This window comes from Rhodococcus sp. EPR-134, from assembly GCF_001647205.1.
In the GTDB taxonomy this organism is placed as follows: Bacteria; Actinomycetota; Actinomycetes; order Mycobacteriales; family Mycobacteriaceae; genus Rhodococcus_F; species Rhodococcus_F qingshengii.
On record NZ_LVCT01000520.1, the window covers coordinates 1 to 9,098 of the forward strand.

The following is a 9,098-nucleotide window of genomic DNA, read 5'->3' on the forward strand; positions in this document are numbered from 1 at the left end:
CTGGACCGCAAGGCGCTGCCGGCGCCCGAGTTCACAGCGCAGGTTGTCGAATACCGGGCAGCGAGTACGCCGGTCGAGAAGACGTTGGTTGCGATCTTTGCCGATCTGCTCGGTCGGGACGACCTCGGCATCGACGACGGATTCTTCGACCTCGGGGGCAATTCACTGCTCGCGACGCGAGTGGTGGCGCGCGCGAACGCCGAACTCGGCGTGGAACTCGACATGCGAGCTTTCTTCGATGCTCCGACGGTATCCGAATTAGCTTCTCTCGTAGGCGATTCTGCTGGCCGCGGTACGAAGGCTCCTCTCGTTGCACAGGAACGTCCCGACCGGATCCCGCTTTCGCTTGCGCAGCAGCGTATGTGGTTCCTCAACCGGTTCGATTCCACGTCAGCCGTCGATCACATCCCAGTCGTTCTCCGGCTGACCGGAATGCTCGATGCCGCTGCGCTCCGTTCGGCGATCGATGATCTCGTCGAGCGGCACGAGAGCCTGCGTACTGTGTACCCGGAGGTCGACGGCGTCGGCTACCAGCAGATCTTGACCGTCTCCGACGTGGAGCTCGATCTGTCGCCGGTCGCTGTGGCCGAATCCGAGATCACCGAGCGTGTCATCACGGAGATCACCGGGGGATTCGACGTCACCTCACAGGTGCCGTTGCGGGTCAAGCTCTTCCAGGTGGCCGCGTCGGAATACGTCCTTGTATTCGTCGTCCACCACATCAGTGGTGACGGCTTCTCGATGGGCCCCTTGGTGCGCGACGTCGTGACCGCTTACGCGAGTCGGGCGGCTGGCAGCGCACCCGAATTCACGCCGCTGGACGTGCAATATGCAGACTTCTCGATCTGGCAGCGAACAGTCCTCGGCAGCGAGCACGACGCGGAATCGGTGATATCGCGCCAGATCGATTACTGGACACAGCAGCTCGACGGGCTCCCCGAGCGGCTAGACCTGCCGATGGATCGACCCCGCCCGCCCGTCGCGAGTTATCGCGGAGCGTCGCACACGATGACTATCGGTGCGGACGTACTCGCGCGCCTCGAGTCGATTGCGCAGGCGAACAAGGCCACGGTGTTCATGGTATTGCACAGCGCAATCGCCGTGCTGTTGGCGCGTTTGTCCGGAACCACTGACATCGCGATCGGCACCCCGGTGGCGGGTCGTGGCGATCGCGCACTCGACGACGTCATCGGCATGTTCGTCAACACCCTGGTGCTGCGTACCGAGATCAATCCGGCAAGTACATTCGACGAGCTGGTGAACCAGGCACGGATTGCAGACCTCGATGCATTCGGTAACGCTGACGTCCCGTTCGAGCGCCTGGTAGAGGTGCTCGACCCGGCACGCTCGCAGGCACACAATCCGCTGTTCCAGGTGATGCTCGCGTTCCAGAATCTCGGCCAGAAAACACAAAGTGGCGCAACGCTCGGCGGCCTCGAGGTAAGCGGTTTCGAGCTCGAGTCCGCAGTCGCCAAGTTCGACCTCCAGTTCACGGTGTGGGAAGACATCGAGGTCGGCGGGCTGTCAGTCGTCATCGATTATGCGCGTGACCTTTTCGATGCCTCGACCATCGAGACGTTCGGTTCCAGGCTGTCCGTATTGCTCGGTGCGGTCGCTGCCGATCCGGCCGTTCTCGTCGGCGAGATCGATCTGTTCGGCGCCGGCGAGGCAGCCTGCGTGCTCGACTGGTCGGTGGGGCAGCGTGTGTCGATCGGCGACAGATCGCCACTTGCACTCTTTGCCCGGCATGTCAGTCGCGACCGGTCGACGGTTGCAGTCGTGGCCGATGATCGGACCCTCACCTACGGGGAACTCGATGCGCGGTCGTCGGTGCTCTCTCAGGACTTGCTCGCTGCGGGTGTGGGAGCGGACGACGTGGTTGCGCTGGTGCTGCCCAGGTCGTGGCAGTGGGTAGTGGCAATGCTCGCGGTGTGGAAGACCGGCGCCGGTTACACACCAATCGATCCCACGTTGCCGACCGAGCGCGTGAATACATTGCTCGAAGACACCAGTGCCCGCGTGGTGATCGCGTCCGGCGGCGTCCAGACGGCGCTCCCGGTGCTGCGGGTCGAGAGCACTGATGGGGCGGAATCCGGCGATTCTGTTCCGGAATGGGTGGACCATTGGCGTGAGCGGGGCGCAGGTGAGCGCGTGGGATACGTCATCTCGACCTCTGGTTCGACGGGTCGGCCCAAGCCCACGGTCGTACCGATGGCGGGCATCGAGAATACGACAGCCTGGTACCGATCCGAACTTCCGGACGCCGCTGGTGTGGTCGTTGCGTCGTCACCGAGTTTCGATCTCACGCAGAAGAATGTGTGGGGACCGCTTACCAGCGGTGGCAGTGTTCACGTCGCCGCAGCGGGGTTCGACCCCGCCGAGATCCTTCGCGCCGTCTCCGACGACGACGTCCAGGTCGCGAACATGTCGCCGAGTGCATTTGATGCACTGGTCGATGCCGACGTGGACGGCGTCCTCGAATCACTCGACGTCGTGTTCCTCGGTGGTGAGCCCATTCAGGTTGGTCGGCTCAAAGATCTGATGGCCGCCGGTGTGCGCGTCGTCAACAGTTACGGCCCCACTGAGGCCTCCGACGTAGTGTCCTTCCAGGAGGCGGCACCGGGAGACGTCAACGGAGTCCCCATCGGGATTCCAATTCCGAATATCGAACTCTACGTGCTGGATTCGCGCCTGCAGCTGGTCCCGGCCGGAGTGGTCGGTGAGCTTTACGTGGGAGGTGTGGGAGTCAGCCGCGGATACGGCGGACGCTTCGACCTTACTGCCGAGAGGTTCGTGGCGAATCCGTTCGGGTCGGCAGGCTCGCGGCTGTACCGTACCGGAGACCAGGTCCGGTGGAACGGTTCGGGAGAGCTGGACTATCTGGGCCGCACCGACTTCCAGGTCAAAATCCGTGGACTCCGAATCGAACTCGGCGAGATCGAAGGGGCCCTGGTGGCACTCGATTCGGTATCGGCTGCTGTCGTGGTGGTACACAAGGACAGCCTGGTCGGAGACCGCCTGGTGGCTTATCTGGTACCAGCACACGGGGCCGACGTCGACATCGCGGCGATACGTTCGACCGTCGCGGCGCGTCTGCCTGACTACATGGTGCCGTCTGCGTTCGTGGCGATCGAGACGGTTCCATTGAACGCCAACGGAAAGGTCGATCGGCGGGCCCTGCCCGAGCCGACGTTCGCGACACTGTCATACCGCGCTCCGACCACTGTGGTCGAAGAAACTGTGGCCCAGATCTTTTCGGATGTTCTGGGTGTAGCTCAGGTCGGTCTCGACGACGACTTCTTCGAACTCGGCGGCAACTCGTTGATTGCCACGCGAGTTGTCTCACGGCTCGGTCAGTCCTTGGACACCGTAGTGCCGGTACGACTGCTGTTCGACGTGTCGACGGTCGAGGCCCTGGCCGCACGACTGAGCACTCACACCGGCGACGCGGGGCGGATGCCTCTCGTCCCACAGGAGCGTCCCGAGCGAGTCCCGCTGTCGTTGGCGCAGCAGCGAATGTGGTTCCTCAACCGGTTCGAGCCGGAATCCGGGGTCGACAACATTCCGGTCGCCGTGCGGTTGACCGGTCCGTTGAACACGGCGGCTCTGGCGGGGGCCGTGCGGGACCTGATCGACCGTCACGAAAGCCTACGCACGATCTATCCCGAGATCGACGGCGTCGGTTACCAGCAGGTTCTCGGTTCGGCGGCAGTCGATCTCGATCTGTCACCGGTTCGAGTTCCGGCCGAGGCTGTGGAACTCCGTGTGCGGGAGCTGATCCAGCCCGGATTCGACGTCACGGTCGAGATCCCTCTCCGTACCGCGCTCTTCCAACTTGCCGACGATGAGTACGTGCTTGTCTTCGTCGTCCATCACATCAGCGGAGACGGTTTCTCGATGGTGCCGTTGGTACGTGACGTGGTGACAGCGTATGCGGCGCGATCGCACGGGCGTGCGCCGTCCTGGTCGCCGCTGGCTGTCCAGTTCGTCGACTACACCCTGTGGCAGCGTGAGGTGCTCGGCAGCGAGGACGATCCGCACTCGATCATCTCGGGCCAGGTCAACTACTGGAAGAGCCGGCTCGCGGGAATCCCGGATCAGCTGGACCTGCCGACCGATCGGCCACGTCCAGCCGTAGCAACGAACGGTGGTGCAGAGTACCAATTTGCCATCGAGCAGGGCGTCGTCGATTCCCTCGACCGAATTGCGCGTGAGCATCAGGCTTCGCGATTCATGGTCGTGCACAGTGCATTCGCCGTGATGCTGGCGCGCCTGTCCGGCACCTCCGACATCGTGATCGGTACTCCGGTCGCGGGGCGTGGTGAGCAGGAACTCGACGATGTGATCGGAATGTTCGTCAACACACTCGTGTTGCGGACGAACGTCGATCTGTCGCTGTCGTTCACGGAATTGCTTCGCAGCACGCGTGAGTCGGACCTGCAAGCGTTCGCGCATGCCGACGTGCCGTTCGAGCGCCTCGTCGAAATCATCAACCCGGAACGATCGCAGTCACGCAATCCGCTGTTCCAGGTCATGCTCACGTTCCAGAACGTCGCCCAGGGCAGCGACGAATCGGCCGACATCGACGGCGTCACGGTATCGGCCCTCGACGTCGATGCGTCCGTGGCGAAATTCGATCTGCAATTGACGATCACCGAGCATGACGGTGAACTCCGTGGACTCTTCACTTACGCAACGGATCTGTTCGACCGTAAGACGGTGGCCTCCTTCGTCCAGTATCTGACGGCGACTCTCTCGGCGGTCGCGGCTGCCCCCGCTGGGCCGGTCGGGGACGTCGACGTCGTCGGCGACTCCGATCTAGGGCTGGTCGTCGAGCGCTGGAACAGCACCGGTCACGATGTTCGCGATGTGACGCTGGTGGATCTGTTCGATGAACAGGTCGTCCGCTCTCCCCATTCGATCGCGCTGACCTTCGATGGGCATCAGCTGACGTATCTCGAATTCGACCGGCGGGTCAATCAACTCGCCCGCAAACTCGTGTCGGAAGGCGTCGGCCCGGATACCCTGGTCGGCTTGGCCATTCGCCGAAGCTTCGATTTGCTGGTGGCGATGTACGCGGTAGTCAAGGCCGGCGGCGGCTATCTGCCCATCGACCCCGATCAGCCCGTCGAGCGCAACGAATACGTCGTGTCGACTGCAGCTCCGATCTGTGTGTTGACAACAGAGAGAGATGGATTCGACGCTGAGGGAGTGCTGGTAGTCAGGATCGATACCGTAGACCTGTCCGGTTGTTCCGACGCACCGGTCACCGACGCGGACCGCCTCGGCCCGCTGCGAGGGGAGAACACGGCGTACGTGATCTTCACCTCCGGGTCGACGGGCAAACCGAAGGGCGTTGCGGTGTCACACCGCGCGATCGTCAACCGGTTGATCTGGATGCAGGCCGAGTACAGCCTCCTCGGCGACGACGTGGTCCTCCAGAAGACTCCCTTTACCTTCGATGTCTCCGTGTGGGAGTTCTTCTGGCCGTTGCAAGTCGGAGCTCGACTTGCGATCGCTGCCGTCGACGGCCACCCAGATCCGGCCTATCTGGCCGCGCTGATCGCGTCCGAACGAGTGACCACCATTCACTTCGTGCCGTCGATGTTGGAAGTGTTCCTCGCGGATACGGTTGTCACGAGGTCTTCTACCCTTACCCGAGTCTTCGCCTCGGGTGAGGCGCTCGCCCCGCAGGTGGCCGCGCAGTTCCGGACGGTTCTTCCCGGAACTGAACTGCACAATCTGTACGGACCGACGGAGGCCGCGGTCGACGTGACCTTCCATGAGGTGACGGACGCCGACACCACCACCATGCCGATCGGCGCGCCGGTCTGGAACACACGCGTTCTGGTACTCGACTCACGACTGCATCCGGTGCCCGTCGGGGTCGCGGGCGAGCTCTACCTCGCGGGAGTGCAGTTGGCCCGGGGGTACGTGGCTCGGCCGGACCTCACCGCGGACCGGTTTGTCGCCGATCCGTTCGGACCTGCCGGCTCACGCCTGTATCGGACCGGAGACCTGGTGCGATGGAATGCGTCGGGTGAGTTGGTATACATCGGACGTACCGACTTTCAGGTCAAGCTACGCGGACTACGCATCGAGCTGGGGGAGATCGAGTCGATCCTGCGTGATCATCCGTCGGTCGGTTCGGTGGTGGTTGCCGTCCGGAACGATCAACTGGTCGCGTACCTGACGGCGGCCGGTGAGTCTCTGATCGATTGGCTGGAACTGGAATCGATACTGGGGAAACATCTTCCGTCATACATGGTGCCCACGGCACATGTTGTTCTGGACGAACTGCCGCTCAACGCCTCGGGAAAACTCGACCGGAAGCAACTGCGCGATCCTGAGGTCGAGATCGCGGTCTTCCGGGAACCCGAATCTGTGGTCGAGGTCGAAGTTGCGCGTATTTTCGCCGACCTCCTCGGTATCGGTCAGGTCGGCTTGGACGACGACTTCTTTGCGCTGGGCGGTAATTCACTGATCGCGACGCAGATCGTCGCTCGACTCGGGCATGCACTCGACACCACTGTGCCGGTCCGCATCTTGTTCGATGCATCGACAGTGGAGTCGCTCGCGGCGCGAATCGACGTGCTCGTGGGGCGGGGCGGCCGTCCGCCGCTCGAACCACAGGAGCGCCCTGAGTTGGTTCCGCTGTCGATCGCGCAGCAGCGCATGTGGTTCCTGAACCGATTCGATTCGGCGTCCGGAGTGGACAACATTCCGATCGCGATCCGGTTGACGGGGGATCTCGACATCGAGGCCATGCAGGCAGCTCTTCGTGATCTGTTCGAGCGACATGAGATTCTCAGGACCACATATCCGGAAGTCGACGGTATCGGATACCAGCGAGTCCTCGACACCGCGGATGCACTGCCTGATCTGTCGCCAGTACGTATCCACGAGTCCGTCGTCACCGACCGGGTGGCGGAATACGTACTCGCCGGATTCGATGTCACTGCAGACGTGCCGGTCCGGGCACGTTTGTTCGATCTCGCCGACTCGCAGTACGTTCTGGTGTTCGCCATCCATCACATCAGCGGTGACGGCTTTTCGATGGGGCCGCTGGTCCGGGACGTCGTCTCGGCGTACGCCGCGAGGTCGCAGGGAATCGCTCCGACGTGGAAGCCGCTACCGATCCAATTCGCGGACTTCGCGCTGTGGCAGCGCCGGGTACTCGGTGTCGAGTCCGATCAGGGATCGTTGATCTCGAAACAGATGGAATACTGGAAGTCGCAACTGGACGGATTGCCCGTCGAACTGACCCTGCCGTCGGATCGGCCGCGTCCGCGAGTCGCTTCACACTCCGGTGCCGAGTACTGCTTCGATATCGAAGCGGCCATGCATGAATCATTGAATCATGTTGCACGAGAACATAATGTGTCACTCTTCATGGTTCTGCACAGCGCGCTGGCCGTCCTGCTGGCGAAGCTGTCCGGCACCGCCGACATCGTGATCGGTACACCAGCGGCCGGACGAGGTGAACAGGCTCTCGATGATCTGATCGGCATGTTCGTCAACACTTTGGTCCTGCGGACCGAGGTCGACCCGGGCGAGTCGTTCACTGCACTCCTGTCGAAGGTACGGGACACTGATTTGGCCGGTTTCGAGAACGCTGACGTTCCGTTCGAGCGTCTGGTGGAAGCACTGGACCCCGAACGGTCGCAGGCGCGTAATCCGCTTTTCCAGGTGGGCTTTTCGTTCCAGAATCTCGGTCAGGGCGCGAACGGATCCGTAGAGATTCCGGGCCTGAGCATTTCCGGTGTCGACATTGCGCCGACGTTGGCCAAGTTCGACCTGCAGTTCACGGTCTGGGAGACTCCGGCTCAGGCGGGCGGGCTCACCTTCGCCGTCACCTACGCCACCGATCTCTACGACGAATCGACGATTGCAGGCCTCGAGTCACGACTGAACGCCGTGCTGACATCCGTCGTCGCCAATTCGTCCAATGCAGTCGGCGACATCGACATTCTCGGTGAGGACGAACGCCGGACGATACTCGAAGGGTGGGCCACGCCCGGGGCGGTCGTCGACGACTCGACCACTCTGGCCGGACTGTTCGATGCACAGGTGACCCGATCACCGAACGAGATTGCGGTGGTCTTCGGAGACGAGCGATTGACGTATCGGGACATCGATTCCCGCGCAAACTGTCTGGCCCGCACGCTGATCGATTCGGGAGTCGGATCCGAGGACCTGGTAGCGGTCCTCTTGCCGCGATCGGTCGATCTGGTCGTGGCGCTGCTCGCCGTCGTCAAGTCTGGTGCCGCGTATCTGCCGATCGATCCGAGCTATCCGGATGAGCGGATCGCATATACCCTTGCCGACGCGTCTCCGGTGTGTGCGATCGTCGCTCCGGATTCGCTGCGGGAACTGCCCTGCCCTTCTGTCTCGCCCCGGGACGCCGCAGCCGACTCCCGCCCCGTGACCGACGCAGACCGCGTGCGGCCTTTGCGTTCGAGAGACCTGGCGTACGTCATCTACACATCAGGATCTACCGGCCGCCCCAAAGGTGTTGCGGTCACTCATCGGAATGTTGTGGAGTTGTTCGCCAACGCGCAGACGGAATTCGCATTCGATTCCTCGGATGTGTGGACTTTGTTCCACAGCTACGCATTCGACTTCTCGGTGTGGGAGCTGTGGGGTCCGCTCATTCACGGCGGTGTACTCGTGGTCGTCGACTTCGAGACGTCGCGTTCGCCAGACCAGTTCAGACAATTGCTGACCCCCGAGGGCGTCACGGTGCTCAATCAGACTCCGTCGGCTTTCTACCAGCTTGCGGAGGCGGACCGTGTTTCCGGAGGATCGGACGGTACCGCGTCGGATCTTGCGCTCCGGTACGTGATCTTCGGTGGCGAGGCACTCGATCTCGCACAGCTGACCCGGTGGTACGACCGTCATCCGGACGACTCGCCGCAACTGGTCAACATGTACGGAATCACCGAGACCACGGTGCACGTCTCTTATCTCCCGCTCGATCGTGCGAGCGCGGAGACCGCAACGGCGTCGTTGATAGGTCGACCACTCGACGGCCTTCGGGTGTACGTACTCGACGACCGTTTGCAGCCCGCTGCGATCGGCACGGCCGGCGAGATCTA

1 protein-coding gene is annotated in these 9,098 nt (G+C 62.6%); it reads left to right on the forward strand.

What is annotated here, in order from left to right; all coding sequences use genetic code 11:
• On the forward strand, positions 1-9,098 hold a 9,098-nt coding region (locus A2J01_RS23900; RefSeq protein WP_064113734.1), incomplete at both ends, for a non-ribosomal peptide synthetase.